This is a genomic window from Vibrio owensii CAIM 1854 = LMG 25443, from assembly GCF_000817815.1.
GTDB lineage: Bacteria > Pseudomonadota > Gammaproteobacteria > Enterobacterales > Vibrionaceae > Vibrio > Vibrio owensii.
The window spans coordinates 37,417-58,861 of record NZ_JPRD01000019.1 but is presented as its reverse complement, the minus strand read 5'-3'; the positions used below and the strand labels follow the sequence as shown (position 1 = coordinate 58,861).

17 protein-coding genes are annotated in these 21,445 nt (G+C 39.9%); 6 read left to right on the top strand and 11 right to left on the bottom strand.

What is annotated here, in order from left to right; genetic code table 11:
* Positions 1–240: 240 nt before the first annotated feature.
* From H735_RS12280 to H735_RS12260, 5 genes are all read right to left on the bottom strand, one after another.
* The gene (locus H735_RS12280) at positions 241–2,061 is read right to left on the bottom strand and encodes a site-specific integrase (RefSeq protein ID WP_020197661.1); all 1,821 of its coding nucleotides are present in this window, start codon (positions 2,059–2,061) and stop codon (positions 241–243) included.
* A 287-nt stretch (positions 2,062–2,348) separates the two neighbouring features.
* Positions 2,349–2,837 (bottom strand): helix-turn-helix transcriptional regulator, encoded by a 489-nt coding sequence (locus H735_RS12275; RefSeq protein ID WP_020197662.1) that lies wholly within the window; start codon positions 2,835–2,837, stop codon positions 2,349–2,351.
* Positions 2,834–4,195 (bottom strand): type II toxin-antitoxin system HipA family toxin, encoded by a 1,362-nt coding sequence (locus tag H735_RS12270; protein WP_020197663.1) that lies wholly within the window; start codon positions 4,193–4,195, stop codon positions 2,834–2,836. The genes H735_RS12275 and H735_RS12270 overlap by 4 nt, the downstream gene beginning before the upstream one ends.
* A gap of 118 nt (positions 4,196–4,313) precedes the next feature.
* The gene (locus H735_RS12265) at positions 4,314–5,099 is read right to left on the bottom strand and encodes a metallophosphoesterase (protein ID WP_020197664.1); all 786 of its coding nucleotides are present in this window, start codon (positions 5,097–5,099) and stop codon (positions 4,314–4,316) included.
* A gap of 439 nt (positions 5,100–5,538) precedes the next feature.
* On the bottom strand, positions 5,539–6,486 hold the full coding sequence (locus H735_RS12260) for a competence protein CoiA family protein (RefSeq protein WP_020197665.1): 948 nt from the start codon (positions 6,484–6,486) through the stop codon (positions 5,539–5,541).
* A 165-nt stretch (positions 6,487–6,651) separates the two neighbouring features.
* Here H735_RS12260 and H735_RS12255 point away from each other — a divergent pair, with 165 nt between their 5' ends.
* Both H735_RS12255 and H735_RS12250 read left to right on the top strand, forming a co-directional pair.
* A complete protein-coding gene (locus H735_RS12255; protein WP_227741564.1) occupies positions 6,652–6,840 on the top strand; it encodes a hypothetical protein in 189 nt (62 codons plus the stop codon).
* A gap of 81 nt (positions 6,841–6,921) precedes the next feature.
* Positions 6,922–7,113 carry an MbcA/ParS/Xre antitoxin family protein gene (locus H735_RS12250; protein ID WP_020197667.1) on the top strand — a complete coding sequence of 64 codons (192 nt, stop codon included), beginning with the start codon at positions 6,922–6,924 and terminating at the stop codon, positions 7,111–7,113.
* 314 nt (positions 7,114–7,427) lie between these two features.
* On the opposite strand, the gene H735_RS12245 is transcribed toward H735_RS12250, so the two are convergent.
* A complete protein-coding gene (locus tag H735_RS12245) occupies positions 7,428–9,080 on the bottom strand; it encodes a DUF262 domain-containing protein (protein ID WP_020197668.1) in 1,653 nt (550 codons plus the stop codon).
* Between the two features lie 123 nt (positions 9,081–9,203).
* Between H735_RS12245 and H735_RS12240 the strand changes: the two genes are divergently transcribed.
* From H735_RS12240 to H735_RS12230, 3 genes are all read left to right on the top strand, one after another.
* On the top strand, positions 9,204–9,419 hold the full coding sequence (locus H735_RS12240; RefSeq protein WP_020197669.1) for a hypothetical protein: 216 nt from the start codon (positions 9,204–9,206) through the stop codon (positions 9,417–9,419).
* Between the two features lie 278 nt (positions 9,420–9,697).
* Positions 9,698–9,883, top strand: a complete 186-nt coding sequence (locus tag H735_RS12235; protein ID WP_020197670.1) for a hypothetical protein — start codon at positions 9,698–9,700, stop codon at positions 9,881–9,883.
* A gap of 138 nt (positions 9,884–10,021) precedes the next feature.
* Entirely contained in the window at positions 10,022–10,600 is a 579-nt protein-coding gene (locus tag H735_RS12230) for a recombinase family protein (protein WP_020197671.1), read from the top strand.
* A 58-nt stretch (positions 10,601–10,658) separates the two neighbouring features.
* On the opposite strand, the gene H735_RS12225 is transcribed toward H735_RS12230, so the two are convergent.
* The 4 genes from H735_RS12225 to H735_RS12210 all read right to left on the bottom strand — a co-directional run bounded on the left by H735_RS12225 (position 10,659) and on the right by H735_RS12210 (position 17,120).
* Positions 10,659–11,585 (bottom strand): HNH endonuclease, encoded by a 927-nt coding sequence (locus H735_RS12225; RefSeq protein ID WP_020197672.1) that lies wholly within the window; start codon positions 11,583–11,585, stop codon positions 10,659–10,661.
* Complete coding sequence (locus H735_RS12220; protein WP_020197673.1) at positions 11,575–13,269, bottom strand: AAA family ATPase; 1,695 nt, start codon at positions 13,267–13,269, stop codon at positions 11,575–11,577. Before H735_RS12220 ends, H735_RS12225 begins: the two co-directional genes overlap by 11 nt.
* Positions 13,270–13,574: 305 nt before the next feature.
* Positions 13,575–16,130 carry a S8 family peptidase gene (locus H735_RS12215; protein WP_020197674.1) on the bottom strand — a complete coding sequence of 852 codons (2,556 nt, stop codon included), beginning with the start codon at positions 16,128–16,130 and terminating at the stop codon, positions 13,575–13,577.
* A gap of 9 nt (positions 16,131–16,139) precedes the next feature.
* Positions 16,140–17,120 (bottom strand): AAA family ATPase, encoded by a 981-nt coding sequence (locus H735_RS12210; protein ID WP_020197675.1) that lies wholly within the window; start codon positions 17,118–17,120, stop codon positions 16,140–16,142.
* A gap of 1,305 nt (positions 17,121–18,425) precedes the next feature.
* Between H735_RS12210 and H735_RS12205 the strand changes: the two genes are divergently transcribed.
* Positions 18,426–19,679 carry an integrase domain-containing protein gene (locus H735_RS12205; protein ID WP_020197676.1) on the top strand — a complete coding sequence of 418 codons (1,254 nt, stop codon included), beginning with the start codon at positions 18,426–18,428 and terminating at the stop codon, positions 19,677–19,679.
* Between the two features lie 112 nt (positions 19,680–19,791).
* Here H735_RS12205 and H735_RS12200 read toward each other — a convergent pair whose 3' ends face one another.
* The gene (locus tag H735_RS12200) at positions 19,792–21,444 is read right to left on the bottom strand and encodes an ADP-ribosylglycohydrolase family protein (protein WP_020197677.1); all 1,653 of its coding nucleotides are present in this window, start codon (positions 21,442–21,444) and stop codon (positions 19,792–19,794) included.
* Between the last annotated feature and the right edge of the window lies 1 nt (position 21,445).

The window sequence follows — 21,445 nt, the reverse complement described above, 5'->3', positions numbered from 1 at the left end:
TGTGGTTCCACTCAAATTGAACAGCACGTAGGGCCCCAAATTTCATTTGGGACAATAGATATAGTGTTTCACTAACATTCATTTCTTTGGTTATAGAGATAGCTGACTTGCAATATGGCATTGTCGCTTCCCCGATTCATCGATATTTTAAGTATAGACAGTACAGTTTTGACTTAGATTCCGTCTCAAGTATGAGGGTGTTTGTACTAATACCCCCATACTTCGAGAGCACCTGGAGAGCTATACTTGTTGAGCTTTATTTTTTCTAGCAAGTCGACGAGCTGCTTTACCAAGCTCTTTCCTTGTTCTATCCATATGCTTTTCAAGTGAGAAAGCTTGGATATTTAAGAAATCCCAATTAATCATATCAACCAGTGGCTTAAGTACAGAGGGAGAGAACTCTGAACCATAACGGTCAAATGTAATTGCGCCATTCTTATGCCCTACGATAGCCTGGACGAAACGCTCTTCAAGGTTCGTATGCTGTTTGTAAAAATCAATCACTGTATGGCGATATGAGTGGAAGTTTTTCTTCTCACCAGCCCTGAAGCCTAGTTTAGTTTTATAGCTTTCGTTGAACCACCTACTGAGCTCTTTCGCATAACCACGCTCACCGTAGTTAGGTAACCCCGTCTCGAAAAGGCGATCCTTACAAGTTGAGACAAACTCTAAGAAACCAAGCTCAATAAGGCGCTGGTGAATGGGAGTAATACGGACAGACGCTTCATTCTTAAAGTTCTGAGTATCGTTGACTTTTTCGAAGTAAAAGCACCACACGCCGTCGATTTCACGAATGTTATCAACAAATAGCTGGGCGATTTCATTCTGCCTAGCACCTGAGTAAAGAGCGATGAGAAGAGCCCAGTACTGGTAGCTATGTAGCATTTTGTTTTCAGTAAAAATGGGCGTAGTGAATAGTGTGACGAGCTGCTCCTTCGAATAGGGATCTCGCTCATCTACTTCCTTACTTTTGCTCTTGGCTACCTTAATACTGTCAAAGGGGTTGTACGTTAGGTAGTTGTAGCGCATAGCCCAGATAAAAATACTAGAAATCTTTTCGAGGTACTCGGAGACCGTTGTGGGACTTATACAGGCATATGGCTCTTCCAGGCTTTCATTCTTTTCAATTACTTCTAGGCTAGTCAATGAGTTGAACAGGGCATACTTACTTTTGTTCTTGGGTAACCTAGCCAGTAAGTCCCGAGTGGATATAACGTCTTTCCTCGTAACTTGAGATGCTGGAATCTCCTCCAATAACTCAGAAACAACAATACACTTAGCTCTCATTGCGTTGAGCGTTCTGTCGGCAACAGAACCTTTCTGTTCTTTTTCATACTCTTCGAAGAGCTCAAAAATGCTTCTTGCGTCCTTGGGTTCTCCCGCACTTCGCCCTTGGAACTGGAGAACCTGAGCCTCTTGCTGAGGCTCAGAAATTAACGATGCAGCTAGCTCGGAATCTGGGTCAATCTTGAGCATTGTATCTTCAAGTTGTTTGACGATGGAGTCACATGATTGCTTGTCACTACTTTTAAGTGCGGTTTGTGCGTCTTTGGCGTATTGAAAGACTTGAGTTAACGCTTGTCGCGTTTGCCATGCTAAAGGGTCTATCGGTGACAATTGGAACTGGGTCAGTGCTTCATTGGCCAGTTCTGTAGGAGACTTTTCAGATTGATAAAGATATTCGACTGGAGACATCAGAGTATTGATGTTCTCTGCACTCAGGTTGTCAAATTTTGTGGCCTGACTGAGCATACTTGCCATATAAGCTTGTGAGAGTTCACCCATTGGATCTATAGCACATTCAATCTTCATGAGTGTAGCACCAGTGTGGGTAGCGATAAGCTCGTTTGCAGCTTCGAGAGAGAGGTATTGCTTAATTGTCATGATCCTTTCTTTGATGGTTGCTTCCAGCTTTAGTGCTTTTACATGAGCAGTAATTTTATCGGATGTTTGGAGGGATTTCTTGATTTCGGTACGATTCCCGAAGAAACGACGATATAAAAAAGGCACTTGGTATCGAAAATACCAAATGCCTGTTTTTCTTTGAGTTAAGTATTTCATTTTAGTACCTTTTTTTAGTACCACATACTTAACTTACTGATTGTCACCTTCTAAGTCTTTCTTATCTCTTAGAAAGTTTCTGAATTGGTGGAGCTGGCGGGAGTTGAACCAAAGTATCAATATTTTAAAATTCAGTCGATTAGCTTGGTGTTACCAATTTAGTGTAGCATCAAATGTTACATCAATTTCCTACTGCAAAAGGAACTGAACCCCCGTCCTAATATAACTTTTTGCTATGAAATTTTATTCCAACCATAGCAAAATGGTCTTAAAACTCGCTGTAACGGTTACTCATCAACAGGTGATTTATCACTGTTGAGTAATGAGTTTAGCATACTTGTTGAGGACGGTATTAGGCCAACTCTTAGACCAAAAGGTTTGAAAACTTTGTTCAATATGTCTGTTTTGTAATTACCACGATCATTTTCTATATCAGATAGTGTTTTTCGAGACACATCAACGAGCTTTGCGTAAACATCTTGCTTTAAACCCAGCACATTGATTCGAAGTTCTTTTAGAGCTTGACCTTGAGTTAAATCGCCAAATAACAGTTGTTTAACTATTTGATTTACTATCTTGGTACGTTCGATCGCTTTTGGTGTTGGAGTCTTTTTTGAGGCTCTTTGAGAAGGTCGAACTCTGAGGCGAATAGTATCAGGTCTTACGTTGTCATTGCTGGTTGTGCCGTAGGAGCTAGAGAGCTGTTTGCGATTATTTCGTAGGCGATGAACTACGTCATTTATAGACTCTTTAGATGACTTGTTATTATTGCTCATAATAGCCCCCATTTTTTCAACTTTTCAGGGATATGATTTAACCCAATAGCTGGCATTTCTACGATCTGTTCTGGGACACCTCGCTTTACCAGTCTTTTTTTAAGATCAATACACTTTTCTGCGGTATCTTTAAGCTCGCCAAGCAACAACTCGCTCGGTACAAGGTCAGACAGCGATTCTGCAATGCCGATAAAATTGTAAGTGCCTCCAACTTCTAATGGGGCTTTCCATTTTGTCGTTCGTGGAATACCTTCAGGATCGGCTTTCATGGGGGCAAAATCGTATATAGGGGCTAACTTAATACAACCATCACCTTTTAAGAATGAGGTGTTTCGACCATGATTATCGCTATTGCCAAATAGAATGTTGAGTAAGTCTCTCTTAACCCACTCGATAACAAAGCTTTGAACATCAAAATCATACCCCTGATTTTGTACCATATGACTATGAGTGATTTTTTCTATTAACGCTCTAATAGTAGCTTCGTGCTCTAGAGTTACTCCTGCGCCTTTATCAAGAATGGAGTAAACAGATTCCATTCCGAATTTTTCAATATGCTGCTCTTCGTTAAAACGAATATCAAACCTCGGCAACCATAAAGAAGGGTAGTTTAACCCTTCTTCTAATCGCATATTTTGGGTTGGGATCGTATCAAAACCCATATCGGTGAGTTCGTGATAATAATAGAACTCAGCTCGAAGGATATTACAGTCAATAGCGCTTCTTGAGCCTCTAGGATACTTGACTAAATAGTGTAAATCTTGGTTGGTATTATCATCTTGATAAGGGTCGATCCATATATTATTTTGCTTTGTATCTCCTGTAGAGCATCGCAACACTAGTTTCGGTGCTTCACCACCTGCACCTGTTGCACCGCCAGCAGCCGCCCCTCTTTGTTGAGCATAATCTAAAAAATCACTTGCGCGGTTTTTTACGTCATCTAAAGAAAAGTAAAGGGTATCGGACTCTTCGTAGCGTTCTGGTAGAGAGTCTTTTACTCGCAAGTTGCCGATAGGCGACATTGTGCCAAACTTTAATAAAACATAGTCTTGTTCATCAGTTGAAAGATCTTCAATGTCTAGGTGTTTGACCCAATAGCGTCTGCTTGCTCCACTTGGCATGATGTCATCAAGAAAAGTTAGCCATCCAGGTCTCCCCATGTCGTCAAAGAAAAAAGATACAGGCAGGTTCATTGATACGGCGTGTAGGTCATCTTTTTCATGATGTTCTAATGCGTACTCTCCGAGGTAATTGAGTTCAGTCACTCGGAAGTTGTTCTGTTCACTTTTCGGAAATGAAATGACAGCAATGTCTAGCCATTCACCCTTGATAAAAGCTTGTATGTTTAATTCTTCCATTGAGGACTCCATTCTGACTATGAGTAGTATAATACTCATAAGACTTAATTTTATCAATTAACGTGTAAGCTTTTACGCATTATTTGATAAGGAAGCCTGTAGGCTTCCAGTTATCGAGCTATAGGCAGTATGCCTTGATCTTCAAGCCACTTGACTTGAGTGGTAGCGAACCTTTTGGATTGCAAATGAAAGTGGTGCTGCCAGCAATGCTCTTTTCTACTGGATCGTGTTGATGACCTGCAATCCAGTATCGTGCTTTAGAGATCAGCTCGTCGCTCAAACCAGCATGGTAGTACGGGGCATAATCGCTGTTGGCACTTTGTTCGACAGCAAAAGCTTCTTTTGATGGAAGGTGATGAGATATTGCTATATCAACTTTCCCTGGAAAGTTGTTAATGAATGCTTTGTGTTGCTCTTCAATCACTTGATGGCTGATGTACTTCGAATCATTCATCAGTTCTGAGTACGCATCTATTAGTTCAGGAGAATATGTGTGGATAGGAAACCAAAGAGTGCCGCCATAAATGGTACGCCCATCCAAATCAATTGACTCATTATCCAGAAAAAACAAATTCGCAGTCGTATCACTGTGTGCTTTAAGTTTTGATATCGGGGAGTATGTTTGAGTATTAATGTTGTCTGTGGAGCTTATTGAAACTTGTCTGCGCAGAGAGCCAGAACGATAAGACGTGTTTTTATTACTGTACCACTCGTGATTCCCTGCAACGAGGATTACGGCTTTAAAGTAAGAGCAAAGAACATTTTTTACATAAGCAATACCATTGAGCGCATTGGCAGTATCACCAGCGATAATCAAAACAGCGTCATTATCGAAGTTATGCCAGAAGCTTCGATGGATGCCGTGTAAATCCAAGTGCAAATCAGATACTGCGTAAAATTTCAATTTCTCCACCTGGCTGAGTTTGTAAATGTGGTCATTGCGTACAGTATACCTCCTGCTGATTAAGGGGTAGCTATTTCCGTATATGTTGAGGATGAAAAATAGCCAATCTTTATGTTTCAAATCAATTTCATCTCATTATTTGTATTTTTGAGGTGAAATTGATTTAGGGTATGTATGTGGTGTATTGGTACCAGAGTCAGAGCACACAAAAGAGGAATCTCATCGGTGATTGGTTGGGAGACGTAGTTACTACTAATGACACCTTTACTACTCATTGTGCGGGTTTTGGTTTGTTTATGTAACTTTAACTACGTATTAGTTGTTTTCAGAATGCGGGTTTTGAGAATAAAAAACTAAGAATAGTATTTAGCGGTGTTCATTTTTTCGGTTTGTTCATAAAAAATGAACAGAAGAATAAAATGAACGCTTGATGTGGCTCTTATCTTGGTGAGATCTCGCTAGCGTATAGGTGACTATGGCATTTAGGGCAGGCTGGTTTACTAGGTAGCGTAACTTGCCACTGGCATTGACACATGATGCACTCAAATAGAGCTGAACGCCTTGGCGCTGATGCTAGCTGGGTAATTTTCGTTGTTGGTTGCCATGAATTGGAAAGACGAAGCTCGAAATTTCTCGGATTGCGATGACGGGGTTGGTCATTGCGAAAACTCGGAGTGGGCGTCGGAGTGTATCGAGATACTTTTAAAGATAACCGCTCCCTCGCTTCTTGCTCCAATTGAGTGTAGCGTGGGTGAAATACCCACACTTTAGATTCGATATCGTTTTGAAGGTAATCTTTTAGTCTGTCCAGTTGCCGAGTCCCTGACACTTTATCGCGTGTAAATAGGTGATGTGTATCATCCAACTTGATTTCGAGCACACCGCATTGCCTGTTATGTGGTGTGAGCAACTCACTTGGAAGTGGACGGTTTGGGTGGGTGAAATAAATAACAAAGATGAACTCACTGACTCTGCCCATTACATCCACAATACATTTCTCAAATAAAACTTCTTTATCGACGTTATCAAGTAAGATGGTGGATGACTTCGCAACCAAAAAATCTTCTGTGAAACACTTTCCTTTCGATTGTTTTGTAAGAGAACTCCTGTATTCAGGAAGAACAATAGATATACCAGTTTCTATCACTTGTCTCGCCATCATGCGCACAGAAACAAAAAAAGAAAAATCACATTCTTTATTAGTTCCTTCAACCTTGCGGCTCGCATGAGCAAAGTGCCATTGCTTTTCTTCACCTTGTCTCGCAATCAGTGGTGTGTGGCAAGAAGGGCATATACAGCCGCAATTCTTCCCTCGCACAACATCAGCGACATCAACGAATGTCTGATCTTGGATTCTTAAGCCGAAAGGCACATGTTGAAGCAGCATCAAAACGTGAATAACTCTCAATTTAGCGACGGTATGTACTGATTTTAGGCAAGAATGCTTTATAAATATGTTAGATAGGTTATGAATTGTGCCTTTGTTTTCGTATTGTCTTTTATACAATCGATTATTTACCGCATGAAGGTGATGTAATTGTCGGGGCTAGATATGGATGAGCTTGAGCTAATTGAACAAAAGATTCACGAGCTAAAAAAGGAGCTGGCTCAACTTGAACAGCAAAAGCAGCGTCTATTGACGCAGGAAGCGATTGACAAGGAAGCTGCATGTGAAATGTCGCCACAACAAACATTGCCCATCTATCAAATTTTAAAGGCAATACGCAACGCTATGCTCTGAAGGTGTGGTAAAATAGCCTCATCTAGCTAATTCTAAACTACAGTTTTTCTGCGCTTACAACGTGATAGGGAGAAGGGGAAAATGGATAGTAACAGTGAAATAAGGAAAATTGTTTTAGAGCTATTTGTGCAAGAGGAACTTGCTGATGAATGGCTGAATACGCCTAAATGGTTTTTTGATGATTTAACGCCGTTAGAAGTGCTGCAAAAGTCAGAAGGGAAAGAAGCCGTTTTATCTATTTTGAATCGAATTCGCTATGGTGATCTCTCATAAGATAGGATTGTGTTGTGTGCTTGATGTTGGAAAAATCGAAGAAGTTATCCAAGTATTACTAATATTGAGATGTGGCAGGCTAAGCAAAGCGTCATTGAGGTTTGGATTTAGTGCAATTTACGTGTATCGAGAAGTCTTAGGCTCTAGGTTTAAACGCTCTAAAATTAACTGTATCGTCTGAAGGCTTCAAGGAATCTTCTTAATTTTAATCCCATTCATAAGTTGACAGATAACTTCGTAACTATGAATGGGATTTGCTCACTTAGATAAAGAACTGATAATGCTATCGTTATTATGTTGTATAGTTTTAGTACCTAGACTAACCACAAATCAGTTAGGGCACATTTCAACTGCTCGTGCCTTTCTTTCAGAGAATAAATATCCCATTCAGACACTTTGCAAATATCTCTAGTTAAGTCAAATGAACTTTTGTTATTTAGCTTCTCGTAGATACCTTTCTTTTTCTCAAAGTCACTATTTTGTGCCTCTGAGTTCTTTGAACCACTAATTAAAGTTAGGTTACCCAATTTGTGTAACCACATTGCGTGTTCATTTGAATTAAACCTTGAAGTCCAATATTCGTTTGCTAATTTTTGAGGCAAGATGTGTTCGATCGTTATGCGACCCGTGTAAGTTTTGATCACGCTTTCATCTTGCTGTTCAAGATCTAAACGCAAAAGAATAGCCTTTATCAAGTTTACTTGATTTGGTCTTGGTTCATATAGGTCTTGATCTAGCGCTTCGGTAAAACCTGAGTTATCAGCATGCTGATTTACATGTTCAATAATATCAGTGAATGATTTACCGTTGTTTATAGCAACTAAAGCTGAATAACACACCATTTCTCTTTGGCTTTTTACTTGTTTCTTAAGCCAACCATGCATATAAACTTTTTCGAATGCAGTTACAAAATCACTAAATTCAGGCCAAGTTAGATCTCTTTCTCGCGTCATGCGGTTGAGAAATGCCATTACAGGTGGAATCCATTCATCGGTTGCTAGATTTGTAAGAGATGCGATTTTTCTTTTTAAGGATAAGTTATCAAATTCTATTTCTGTCAGCTTTGTATAGTTTTTTGCTGAATTGACAAGCATTAATGACATTTCAACAGCATCATCATCAAAATCATTTTGTAAACTTGTAACAAAAGCATCTAACCCTTTTTGCAATACGCGGTCACGGTCTTTTTTTTCTGATAATTTATGTAGAGTTAAAAATTTGTCTAACTTATTAACTCCAACCATATCTTCAATTTGAGACCAGGCAGATTCTATTTGGCTTGAATCTCTTTTTAATGATGCCGCTGACTCAAATAATGTGTTTTTCAGTAGATCTGCATTGCTAAGAGGTAAACCTCGATTGTTTAAAACATTAAATAATCGGAAAGATGAGGCAAAGTCTTCAGTCTGAACAAAAACGATAAATACGTTCTGTAGTATATATTTTGCAATCTTTTTAAGATCAATTTGGTCTTTATCTTGAAGGTATTTTCTTACAACAGTAGCATTGTCAATAAAGAGCTGTTCTGTACCAGTAGGTTTTTCTGGTTTGTATTCTTTTTTATCTTGTAATATGTAGAATTTATATAGGTCGTGTTCTTTTTTTCGAACAACTAGTCGAGGTTCATCGGTTTCATCGGAATAAACATCAATAGGTAATATACGTTTTTGAAGATCGTCTTTGACCCCTTGATGATCTATAAGTTTCTTTAATTCAGATACGATCAAACTTAATGTTGTCAAACGTTGCTGACCATCAACAACCTCAAATGTATTGTTTCCTTTATTAATGCAAATCATGCTTCCTATAAAGTATTCCTTTTCATCAGAGAGGTAGCTTTGATAAATGTCGTCGATAAGCTGTTCTGCATTATCGGGACTCCAGCTATATGGCCTTTGATAGGCGGGTATTATGTATTTTTTATTCTCAGTCAGGATATCCTGAACTTTACATTCTTTAGCTTCCACTTGATAACCTATTAATAAGTATGAACTATGATGATTATGCCATAGTGATCTAGTTGTATACAGTGCTAAGCGTGGAATTTTGCAGCATACATTCTCACTACTATTCGACATGAAAAGTAATGAATGGAAGCTATAGAGGAGATTGTCTACTCTTTGAGTTCCAAAGAGTGGTGGTTGATTTTTGCACAGCATGAGTGCAGTGTAAAAATAGGCTCAAATTTAGGTCGCACTCTACCTTTGCCAAACTTGGCAGTGAATGTGCCAACATTGACAGTCGATGTGCCAAGTTTGGCAGAAGAAATTTATCTGGATTGGCTGCTGATTTCTTTAAGAGAATGAAATTTTTCAGTCACTCCTTATATTTAATTATAACTTTATAATAGTTATAACGGTTATAATAGTTATAACATAAAAAATAAAATCATTAAATATAAAATTGGATCCTAAATGTTTCATGTGCCGATCTTGTTTTATTACCTGATCAATATTACTAAATGAAGCTACTGTTTAGTTTAATTATTTAATTTATTGGCGGCAGAATTAAATGCTTTACTATTTGAATTTTATTTGATACTTATTTGTATATATTAACTATCACGTATTTTGGAATATTTATTATGTATAAAGGTCAAACATTATCTTTAAATAAAACAAATGGAAAAGAAGCTTTGAGAGGCTCTCAAAGCAGTAAACAAGATATTCAGGTTAAAGAGAGCCGTGTTCCTGGCTTGTATGGCTGTAATCGCTATAAGTCATCAAAGAGAAAGATTGAAGATAGCAACCTTACATTCAATCCATTTTAAAGTGATTCTTAGTGGTATTAACAAACATCCATTATGTGACACCAGTAAAGATACATTAAAAATGGCATCATAAATATACCTATTACTTTTATGATACCAATGTTATGATGATACCAGACTTTATGATACTGGTATAAGATGACTGGAAGAACTTTTGCTTACTGTCGTGTATCAACGACGGAACAAACAACCGAGAATCAAATCTTAGCTATTCGAAATGCTGGCTATAACGTGCTTGACTCTCGTGTAATCAGCGAGACCATATCTGGTAGTACAAAAGCTATGGACAGAGAGCAATTCTCCAATTTAATCGAACATAAAATCGAAGCTGGTGACACATTAGTAGTACTTAAGCTCGATCGACTAGGGCGAGATAACATCGATGTTCAACGAACGATTAGCCAACTCAGCGAGAAAAGTATCCGTGTCATTTGTCTAGATTTGCCAATCGTCGACCTCAGTTCTTCAGAAGGGAAACTAATGTTACAAATGTTCTCCGCATTTGCAGAGTTCGAGAGAAACAGAATAAAAGAACGCACACAAGAGGGCTTAGAACGAGCTAAACTTGCAGGTACAAAGCTTGGACGCCCTAAAGCGATTGAGACGACCAAACGTGTTCAAGAGTGTAAAAAGGCAGGAATGTCCCAAAGTAAAACAGCAGCACACTTATATATGGGAATAGCAACAGTTAAACGTCATTGGAATATCAAGAGCTAGCTATCGGTAAGTTTTCAGCCGCACCATGCGGCTGAGGCAAAGATGAAATTAGCAGAACTCAAAGAAACTCAGGCAAATCTCCTTCATCAAGGTAGGTCAATAAATTCGGATTAGCTAGTATCCCTCTGTAGAAGATCGACTCCCAGCGGTTAACTGACTGTCTTTCGTATTGCCTTAAAAATCTTCTTAGTATGCGCCCAGATGTATCTGGTTCATCTTCTGCCCTTTCATCTGAAAAGGACGTCAGGAGATTAGTATAATTAACTCGACAAAACTCCTCAAAACGCTCAATGAAATCTACACCTGCGATATGACGTTCAACTAGAGAGCGAAGTGGCTCTTGAACATTTTCAGGTACTCTAACCGTGAAAGCAGATGGAGAAGAGTAAGGCTCTGATATTTCTAGCTCCAATAAAACATCTTCGATAGGATCGAAATAAGGATGTATAAACATCTTATTGCCATCAGCATCTGTAATATCTGAGCCTTTTCTCCCCTGGCATTCACTACACATAGGGGTAAGATTTGCTACAACTATTGAGAGTTCTGGATAAATAGTTTTAGGTAAATAGTGGTCAAGAGTGCCTGGTTTACCAGGTTCCCCGCAACTTGGACAAAAAAGCAGTTCATGCCCTCGTCGTAGAAATTCCAGTATTTCATAAGGTTGCTTATCTGACTTCGGCGAGTACAAACCCACCAAAGCTTTCTTTCGCTTATCAATAAGCCTTTGAGTTGGATCTGACGACTCCCCTCTTCCCGCAACACGACGACTTTCCTCTTGTACCCTTTGGGGGCTAATATAAGGAGCAAGATTAAGCGGAGCTATTTGATTTGGCTCCCCCCCACATTCGACATAACTCAAAACGTGTGCTTCCCAATCGGTTTGCAACTCATTGTAGAAATCTCTATTGTGAACTCGTTCCTCAATCACACCACGAACTACAAGAGCTGAATCGTACTCAGGAAGCTCTAGCTTAGCTACCACTATATTTTCTCCCCAAGCTTAGTATTTTCATCATTAGCTCTTCATTGATTTCGCTACCCAACTGATTGATAAGAGAGTCTGCATCTATAGGTTCCTGCATTTTTGCTTCAACCCATTCATCAAAAGGCTTAGATACCGATTTATCACCAAATACATATGACGATATTCGCTGAACATTTCCCCCAAAGGTTTCGAAAGGTGGAGGGACTATATCAAGCCCTGTTTCATCCTCTCTGAAAATATGGACACAATTAGATGGCACTTCCCTTACAACAGATAAGGAATGAGTAGCCAATATTGCCTTTGATCTAAATGGCGCTAAAACTGCCTTTAGTAAGGAAATAAACTCTATTTCTAGAGTCGGATGCAGAAAGAGTTCTGGCTCATCAATGACTATTAAGCTGTTATCCCTAATTGCACCTAACACATTAATCACAATAAAAGTAAATAGTCTCTGCCCTGAGCTCAGGGAAAGAGGTTGTTGTTCTTTAAGAAAAATAACTCCTTCGGTCAGCTTGCAAGCATTCTTCAAGTCCGCCTCGTGAACAAGAGTAGTAACCCCCCTATTCAACGGAATGTATGTTTTCCCGTTTATCTCAACTAGATGTGGTTGTAGAAGCGATGTCTGTGGAGTTAAATCGATTTCCAATGCTAACTGGTCATAACCTAAAGCTGGTTTTAACACTCTCTCTGCTGCATCAATCTTACCCACACGACCTTGGATAAAATCATTCTTAAAATCATCATATAAAGCATCAATTATCGATTCACTAGAGTTGTATGCAGGCAGGTTTCGACTAATACCGATGGTTCCATCCTCACGAGCCTGCCTAAAACCAAAATATCGATACGCAGTTTTATCCATTAACTTGCTGCTTTCTAAATCAAGGTTGAACTCTTCAAAAGGACTATAAGAAACCAAAATTAGCCTACTGATATTAGGCCTTGCACTAAAAGGTTGGTGTCCAGATTGTGCAAGCGCTTGGTAGTCTCCCATCCCCGTCTGTAACCAATACTCTACCAAAGACTTTAGACAATGCGATTTACCTATACCGTTAGGGCCAATCAAAACATTAATGTCATACGGCAGCAAAGCGGACTCAAATCGAAACGGGACTCTTCTAATGAGACCTGTCCGAGTAATGAGGTTCAAATCAAAATCTCTGATTTCGCTAGCAGCAGCTCCTACGATAATCCTCCAACCATCTTGGAAAGACTTGTTTGCACCACTTTCTCGCATCAATGAAGATGAGAACTCATCAGATTGTGAAATCGAGATAGCAAAAGGGTCTTTCTTTTGATGAACGAGATAACCCGCATCGTTTAGGCTTGATATAACTTGTACTGCTTGTTCAAAGCCTAACTTAGAAACGATTGTTGTGTAGAAATCGATATCCGATGGAATAGATACATAACGAACATCTGGTATAGGGAAAAAACCGTCCCACCCGCTAGCACATAGCTCATCAAGCTTCGACGCGGTATAGTCGCAACCAGGAATCAACAATTTAATATGAAACTCGAATTCATGCTTCACGCCATCAAAATATAAGCTAGCATTAAGAGTGGTTTTTGTACCGTAGTCATCCCAATTATTGCCACTAAGAGACAATAAATTCGGCTCAGAATCTAAACGCAGGGGGGAGTTTTGCCACCCTCTATTAGGGTGGAAGTATATCTTCATCAACAATGCCTAAATCATTACAAAGCAATAAGTAACTAAGTGAATATTATCTACCAACTAAACTTATGTTCAATATGTTTAGTTAATTAGAACAAGAGCAATTAAACTCGGGATGATTAAATGGTTTTCATTTACAAGCTATTGACTCGCATCTTGGTAATCGACCAATTTTTCCAGCCGCAGATGCGGCTGAAGTTAACGAGTTGGTTCAAGATGCGTTAACGTTTAAATAAGGAGAGTCGGACTCTATAGTTCACAATGTCTAACATAGCGCTATTACCTTTAACTCTCCAACAAACAAATCGTCAAGCTGTTACAACTGCTTTAGCCGCTGCCATTGCTGCGATCTTAGTATCTACCTCGGTATATATATCAATATCAGCTTCAGGCGCAGCTATCGAAACGACCAATGCGTAGCGTGCGTTAGATTCCCAACGATTCTGTGTCGTACGAGTTTTCCACCATCCACTTGCAGGGTAGATAGCAATTTGACCACGCTCTGCTAATTCAGCGGCAGTTCCACGCCATATATCCTTATGGATAGAACCTTTATGTCGATTATCACTCCCAATTCGCCAATTCGAGTCATCCGTTGAGGTAGGCTTGTCAATTTTTGAAGCTCTATTAGCCTTATTCACTCGTTTTTGAAAGTCAGTTGCCGACTCTAATGGTCTTTTTACATCAAAGCGTAGTTGATGACTCGCATAGCTATATTTGTTTAGAATGTTTCGACTAGAAGGGTTAGGCTCTACAAAATAGGATAACGTTACTGTGAGCTCCACTTCTGTATCGCCCAAGTCTAATAGAGCATCCTTTGTCCATGGAAGCTCATAAAGATGCATATCTTTTGTTTTAATAGAACTGCCATCTTTATGGAATGGTTGTATTTCATTCTGCACAACCATAGACAGAGAGTTATTAGCACTCCAAAGAGCTTTATCAAGATTAGGGACGCCGAAACCTACCATCCTAGTAAGATTTACCATATCACCCTTTCTGACTGATTTGTCATTGCGATTCGCAGATATCAACTTGAACATTTCATCTGTCCAATCTGCTGAATGAATCATGAGAGCTCGGACGGTTTCAGGCCATAGGCCTGAGTGATGCGCTTTTACTTGTGCTGCAAATCGGGCTGCCAAAGCAGTAGCGGCACTAGTAGCATAACTAGTTTGGTAATGTCTTTGAGAAAAATCGTTATGAGTGGTCAAAAGATGCAAATCATACAAATCATCTCTGTAATCAAGCTCACTTTTCCCTATATTGCCGCCCTCAAAAACAACCTCTGGCTTGACGGGAGCGTTACTTCTATCCCAAGTTAAAGAGGTTGTTGTATGCGGAGAGATTCCACCACAACTTGCTAGTGGATAGTGATCACCAGACTCCGTTAGAGTAGTTTTACTAGTATATGCACCAACTGTTACGACATTCCAAGCTTGAGCTGGATCTGATACCCCTTGAACTTGGTTATACTCTGGGTATGGATAGTCACTAGGAGCGAAGCAATTAAACTGAGCATTGCCAGCACACACTGTAAACAAGCAAGGAGTATCCCCACAGTTAAATGAGTCAGCAGCAAGGGCGTCTAGAGCCGTAGACCAAGAGGATGCTCTTCCTCTATCTGAAGGCGTATTCGAAGATAGAGACATTGAAAATACTCTATCTCTTCCTGGATTCGCGATAAGCGCTGTTGAAACCGCATCTGATGTTACAAGCCCTAGAGGTTTATCCTTATTGTCGCCATCATTTTCAATTACTTTAACAGACTCAAGTTTATGATGAACTGATACCTCACCATTGCCACTTAGAACTTCAGTGAGATCACCCCATATAGCTAAACCTGCCATTCCAGTCCCATGTCCATGGCTATCAACAGGAACTCTGTCATAAGTGACCGTAAGTTGATCAGTTGTCTTAGCAAAAGGTGCCAAGAGTGGGTGTTCTACATTGACTCCAGTGTCAAGAATACAAACATATGGCTCATTACCATTATTCGACTGCTTTAGCCTGTCTAAAAGATCTTGTGACCACTGAGCTTGCTCAACAGGCGTAGAGGAATCGAAAAACTCTGCTGTAACCCGAGGAGCTCGAATCTCAGCAACTCGACTTAATAGCAAAGAGCTACCAGATAGTTGAGACTTAGATGCTTTAACTTGGATAATAGTATGTTCTGGAAATCTCATACGGTATTGGGAAACTTCGACACCTAGCTTCATGGCAATGGAAGTGAAATCAGCTAATATTTCTTCGTGAACGCTGGCGGTTTCTCTACTTCGCTTCGGAGTCGATAGCCATACTTCCCACCATACTATATCCTCTTCACTTTCGGGCAATAAGGCATCATCATCTGACCAGACTGATTGAAAGCTTGCTGTATAGATAGCTTGAATCGCGTCAATCAATTTTTGATTGTCTAAAGGTTTTCCGTGTCTGTTCTTTTTATAACTAACGTAATCTTCAAGCTTTTTCTCAAAGAAACTAAGCTTACCATCTGGAATAAAAACAGTGGCTATCGTCTTAGTTTTGTCTTCACAAGACAAGGTCTTAACGTTATGCAAATCGATGCCTTGAGTGGCGTTAGCTAAGCTTTCAACTGACAGTTCAACTCCAGGGTAACTTTCAAATTCAACTTGAACACCAATTCCCATTTGCAAAGAGATATCAACAGCACTCTCTTTAACATCATCAAAACTGGCCGAAACAGTAGCTAAATCTCCCCTAAGCTTTCCACTGTGCTGAGGTCTATTTCTGAAAGGTATTTCAACAGAACCACCACCGCCACCGACTGGCGTAGTGAAGTTTTGCGATGTAACTGTAGAATCTAGAAAGAAATGGGGCTTATTGAAGGCATGATTCGGCATTCAGCGTCCTTAGTTGGTGAACTGCTGGCTAATATGCTTCCTATCTTCAATTGCGATCTTAAGCATTGATATAGAAATCGAAGCTTGATCGTGTATTAACATCTCTTTGATAGCATCATTAGCAGCAAGCGTTATTTCTGCATTACTTAAACCTTCGGCTACCTGAGCTAACTTTTTCCATGAAAAGCCTTTTGCAACATAAGTGCGTAAACGAGACTTGAATAATGCAATAATTTCATCTTCAGACGGTAACTCGTATCGGATGACATCATCAAAGCGCCTAAACAATGCGTGATCTAGTGCTTCAATATGGTTAGTAGCACAAACAATGACACTGTTAGATTCGTCTTGCTCTATCATTTGCAAAAAACTGTTCAGGATACGGCGAGCTTCACCAACATCATTTGATGAAGCACGATGAGAGCCCAAAGCATCGAATTCATCAAAGAAGTATACTCCTCTAACTTCTCGAATTGAATCAAAGATTTGTCGCAGCTTAGCAGAGGATTCACCAAGGTATTTAGTTATCACTGCATCCAATCTGACTTCAAACAAAGGATAATTCAGTTCTCCAGCTAAAACTGATGCTGTAAATGTCTTACCTGTGCCAGGTTTACCTGCAAGAAGGAGCTTTTTCCTTGGGGATAAACCATGATTTTTCAGTGTAACCAAATGTCTTTGTTCTCGAACAATACGCTCAAGTCTAGCCTTAACATTTTCAGATACAACAAGCTCCCCAAATCGCAGTTTAGGGTAATGAGTAGTCAACAAACCTGTTGAGTCTTTAACTCCACTTGCTATTGATATAGGTGAGTTTTCTAAGCTCTTTTGACGAGCTTTATCAACTAAACCTTTAAGTTCTTGAGCAAGCTTCCCATGTCCATTTCTAGCCTCATGCGCAGCGACTTGGAGCGCAATAGATAAAAATCTATCGTCATCCTTATCAATATGCGACTGCATGAGCGCTTTTATGTGATTTGAACTAGCCATAGGAACTCTAAGTTATGTTGATTTACTTACATTAGTAGTATATCTGAAAGTCACATTAACTACTATTTGCTTGTTCGAAAAATAGGACTCAAAACGAATGGGGCAAAGACACCTAAATGCATAACAGCTAATGCGGCATCACTTTAGAACCCGTAGAGTTGGAACTTTGATAGCTAACCACAAGACTAGTATTTTGATTTGTAACAGATACTCCAAGGCTAACCCCTTAGCCTGAATAGCTAGCGTCCCCCTTACAAGGTTCAACAAGGCCAGAAAACCTCTGCTCGCAACGAACAATTGCCACCTAATTAGAAACAACAATCCCCCTGCTTAAGTTCATTTCAGTATACTCTTGGCGGTCATACTGAAATGAACTCAGAAAAACTACATCATGAGGGTATAAGAAAATTAACCAACAATGGGTGGGCGTTCTTTTTTTTCATTAGAGCAATCAAAGCTTAGATAGTTTGTTGATTTTTTAATTATCAATTCATAGGTTCGCAAACTACTGTAGAAAACCTCTACCCAATCAATTTACCGCTATGTAAGCGAGTAAAATCAAATAACCTTAATAGGTACAATCCCTTACAACTTTCTAAGTTCATCGCTGAAGCGCTTTTCGTGTAAAAAGCAAGCTTAGTATTAGTTTTAAGCTCTGAATGGTTCTAGGCAATCAACCGAATAAGGGCAAGTTCCCCACCCTATTTTTTCAAAAAATAATTTAAGTTTTCGACAACCCATTTTAAGAATTCTTAGTTTCATTCAGAATTACTAAGAACTATAGAGCCACCACGCAAAACCAAGAACTAAATTTAATTAAATCAGAAGTTTAAACAAAAAAAATCAAGACCACTGTTCTTTTTCGAGGTTCATACAAAGGCTAGAGTCTGTTTGTAGTTCCTTGGTAACCCACGCAATTATGGGACGGCAGTTCAACTCCCAATAGGGGAACTGAACCGAAGGCACATCGGACACAGAAATGTGTGCTAGCTCTTACCTAAAAAGAGTATAGAAATGAGTACTAATATGGTACAGAATTGAGGTACTAAAGCTGATTTTTTAACCAAATATCGCATTCATAACCTACTGATTTGGCAATAAAAAAGAGGACGTTGGGTTTACCTCCCGCCAGCTCCACCAATTATCATATTAAAGACGTCCTAGGGCGTCTTTTTTATTGCCTTCAACTCAGCAAAATCAATAACTTAGCATCCTTTAGTGTTTTTTAACATCCTATAACTTCTTTGCATTATGGGTACATCCGTGGGTACACTATCTAAAGTTTATTAATTTGGTGTACCCATAATGGCAAAAACTACAAGTAGACTGACCGACAAGGAAATCAAAGCAGCCAAGCAACAGGAGAAGGAATACAACCTTTTTGATGGTGATGGCCTTCGCTTAAGAGTGAAACCTAACGGCTCCAAGCATTGGATTTTAAACTACTACCGCCCCAATAGCCGAAAGCGTGCTAACTTAAGTCTAGGTAAATACCCAGACCTACCCTTAGCAAAAGCTCGCAAAGCGACAATGGAAGCCAAAGAACTTCTGGCAGAGGGTATCGACCCACAAGAAAAGCGTAAACGGGAACAGCAAGAGCACAAGGCTATCCACCAGCACACTTTCTTCAATGTCGCTAACGAATGGTTTGAAATCAAAAAAGGGGATGTAACCGCAGATTACGCCGTTGATATCTGGCGCTCTCTGGAACTACATATTTTCGCTAGCTTGGGAGCAATACCAGTAAGAGAAATCACAGCACCGCAAGTAATTGAGCTACTGAAACCTATCGAAGCGAAAGGCAGCTTAGAAACCGTAAAACGACTAGCTCAGCGTCTTAATGAGATCATGAATTTCGCCACGAACTGTGGTCTCACCCATGCCAACCCTCTGACAGGCATTAAAGCCGCCTTCAAAAAGCCTAAGAAAGAGAACATGGCTGCGCTTACTCCGACTGAGCTTCCTGAACTCATGTCAACCATTGCCAACGCCAGCATAAAACGCACCACCCGATGCTTGATTGAGTGGCAATTACACACTATGACACGCCCTAGTGAAGCTTCCGGAGCTCGTTGGGATGAGATTGATCTAGATGAGAAAGTGTGGGTAATTCCAGCGGAAAGAATGAAAAAACGCAGAGAGCATCGTATTCCGCTCACCGAGCAGATGCTTGAATTGCTTGAGGTAATAAAACCTATAAGTGGACATCGAGAATTTATATTCCCTTCTGACAGAGATCCTAAGAAACCATGCAATAGCCAAACAGCAAATATGGCACTAAAGCGTATGGGTTTCGCCGGAAGACTCGTTAGCCATGGTCTACGTTCCCTCGCAAGTACTACACTCAATGAGCAGGGTTTTGAGTCTGACTTAATCGAATCAGCTTTAGCTCACGTTGATGATAATCAGGTTCGTAGCGCCTATAACCGAACAGACTACCTAGAACGTCGTCGACCGATGATGTGCTGGTGGGGTGAGCATATAAAAGAGGCTGCGAGAGGCAGCCTATCAGTAACCGGCACTAAGCAATTAAAAGTTATTGGTATGAAGCGCCACTAACCAAGTTCTTTAAATGTAAAAAACTAGAATTGAAGCTAGTGCAACCCATCTGTTACTAGCCTCAACTCAACGACAGCGCCCCATACCTGATCAGAGAACCTGCTTAACTCAACTATCTATGATTAATTTTTTGATCTCTACTGATCTTTGCTTTAGCAACAATTGAGCTATAGCTTATAACTGACTCGATCGCCAGTTCTCTCTTTTGCGAAAGCAATAGAATGTGCTCCCCAATAACTTGCGGATTGAATTGGCTTTGAATAGCTTCTTTCGTAAGAGAATCGATACTTATGTCGTTCCGAGCATTGTCTTGAGGAAAATCAAATTGCAATGACTCTTGCCGAGGCGCTCTCGTTAAAACTGCGTTCTCTACGCTTTCTGATTGGCTGTCACTTTGGGATGGTATCGAGTTATTATCAGAATCATAATCTAGCGCATCTTGACGCTTAATTTTCAGCAATACCTGAAATCCAGACAATACAACGTCAAACCACTGATAAGAAAAACTTTTTTGTCTACCATTAAATGGCTTACCTTTAGGTACAATTTGCCCAAACCCATTCAAATTATAAATATTATTTTCGAGGGTCGTATTGGAGATAGCACTTCTCTCTGGAGACCACTGAGTTAAATTAGGATAAACAAATCCCTCAAACTCCTTTCCTTGAGACAGCCAATAAAGCCTTTCGGCATCTTGTTGAATGTAAGCCTGATCCTGTACCTCTTCTGAAGGTAAGTCACTTGTAATCACCCCACCAAGAGCCCCAAACATTGTTGCTATAGTATCAGTATCAGTATCAATGTTATTTACTATCTCAACCAAGATGTCTTGAATATGAATGTTAGGTAACTTTAGCGTCAGCAAAGAAGCGATTAACGCTGTCTTTGTACCAGAACCTCTCAAGTCAGGTTTATCTAACTGCAGACTAGTAATCAAACTATCATATGCCAAAGCATCGCTATTTACCCAAGGCTCCACAATAGATAAGTCTACGAGTAACTCATCCGACACTATTTTAAATGCGGTCTGGATATCAACTGCACTTTTTTCCTCCCATTCAGGCAGCCACATGCTTGAAAGGTAATCATCGGATAAAATTAATTTTGGAATATCTTGACACGATACAGCTATCTGCTTGAGTTGGTCGTATGTAACCGAATTTCCATTTAATAGTGATGCTAAAGCGGCTGCATGAAAAACCGCTCCAGCAATCCCTCTAGGGTGGCCGTGTGTTGTAATACTATTTTTCACTACGTCGATAAGAAACGATTCTGCGTTCGATAGTGTTTGAGCGGCCCATACATGCGGTTGTATGCGCATTGCTGCACCATTACCACCACCGTTCGTATAATCACTATTCTTTATGGCGTAAAAATTATTGAACCAGTTTCTATTTTTCTGAGTAAGCGATTGAGTTGCTGCTTTAGTTCCACGTCCCGCACCTAATGCGTATGACTGCCACACAGTGAGCTCAAACTTTGCAAATGCTTCTACATCAAAGAAACCATACTTGTTGATTGCTCGAGACGTGGAAAGTCTAAGTTGTGTATCGTCAGAATAGCAACCGGAGCAGAGTTCTACGCTAGCCCCATAGATACCTCCAATCATACGCCGCCAAGGAAGCAGCTCAGTGACTTTTTCTCGCCCAGTCCTATGCTTAACCCCTTGTTTATCCTTAGCTAATTCAGTCATAAAGCCGAGAGCATCACCATAAGCTGCCCATAATGCGGAACGTAACGTTGCTTGATGTCTAGATGTACTCACT